The 1,066-nt window shown below is 62.6% G+C and carries 2 protein-coding genes and 1 pseudogene; all 3 read right to left on the bottom strand.

Annotated features, from left to right (window positions below; all coding sequences use genetic code 11):
- Positions 1–274 (bottom strand): annotated as a pseudogene (locus ACS8YF_RS19580) (hypothetical protein); the annotation flags it as partial.
- 52 nt (positions 275–326) lie between these two features.
- Positions 327–686: an IS66 family insertion sequence element accessory protein TnpB gene (tnpB, locus tag ACS8YF_RS19585; protein WP_440851769.1), complete on the bottom strand. Its 360-nt coding sequence runs from the start codon at positions 684–686 to the stop codon at positions 327–329.
- Positions 686–1,021: an IS66 family insertion sequence element accessory protein TnpA gene (gene tnpA, locus ACS8YF_RS19590; RefSeq protein ID WP_440851770.1), complete on the bottom strand. Its 336-nt coding sequence runs from the start codon at positions 1,019–1,021 to the stop codon at positions 686–688. Before tnpA ends, tnpB begins: the two co-directional genes overlap by 1 nt.
- Positions 1,022–1,066: the final 45 nt, after the last annotated feature.

Genomic DNA, 1,066 nt, shown 5'->3' on the forward strand with positions numbered 1-1,066 from the left:
GCTCGGCCTCGTTGAATAGCCGGCCCTGGCCGGCATGCGCTTCGCTGCTGGGACCGAACATCCGGTGCTGGGCCAGACGCCAGCGCTCGAGAATCTCCTGAACCTTCTCGGCCACTTCGGTGGCGACGCGCCGATCGACCTCCGCCTGGATTTGCAGCGCCAGGGCTTCGGCCAGCTGCGCCCGATCGGCTTCTCGAAGCGCCTGGAGTTCTTCCGCCGAACGCGGTAACGAGCCGATCGGGTCGGGATCCGGAATCTGGAACTTCAAAACCATCGAAACCCGTGCGATAAACCCTTTTTAAGCTGTTTATATTATAGCTTGTTCATCAGCACGATGCGCGATAATTCAGCGTTTTATGCGGCTTGTTGTGCCAAAGATCGAAGCCTTCCAGTAGCCATTGCAACTCGTGCATCGATAAGGCGCAGGTGGCCCCGCTATCGGCCGCATCCGGCCAGGCAAAGCGCTGCTTTTCCAGCCGCTTTTGCCACAGACAGAATCCGTTGCGGTGCCAGTACAAGGCCTTGAGACCGGTGCGCCGTCGGTTGATGAAGACAAACAGCGTATCGCCGAACGGGCTGACGTCCAGTTCCTGTTCGACGATGGCCGCCAGTCCGTTGATCTGCTTTCGGAAGTCCACCGGCGCGCAGTGCAGATATACGCCCCCAATCTGACTGCCGGGGTGCATCAGTGCCCCCGACCGGCGGTCGCCGCCGCCAGGGAGGCCAGCCACTGCGGATCCGGCAGTTGATCCAGCGTCAGAGAAACGTCCGGGCCAATCGCCAGAGTGCACGCCGGGCCTGACGGGGGACGCCCCGTGATCTGTACCGGGACCAATTGCCGACCCGTGGGCCGACCGGCCGCCGGCGGGCCCGAAGCGGCGGCATCCCTCTTCAGGCGTCGCCGCCAATAATACAGCGAGTCGGCCGACAGGCCTTCCCGCTCGGCATAGCCGCGGGTCGTGATCCCCTCGGCCGCAATGGCCGCCAGGTGCTGCGACCAGTATTTCCTTGTCTCCGACATCTCAATCTCTCCGTCAATAGCGACAGCGGAGAGATTGGCTTATCG

Source organism: Salinisphaera sp. SWV1, assembly GCF_052044155.1.
Lineage (GTDB): Bacteria > Pseudomonadota > Gammaproteobacteria > Nevskiales > Salinisphaeraceae > Salinisphaera.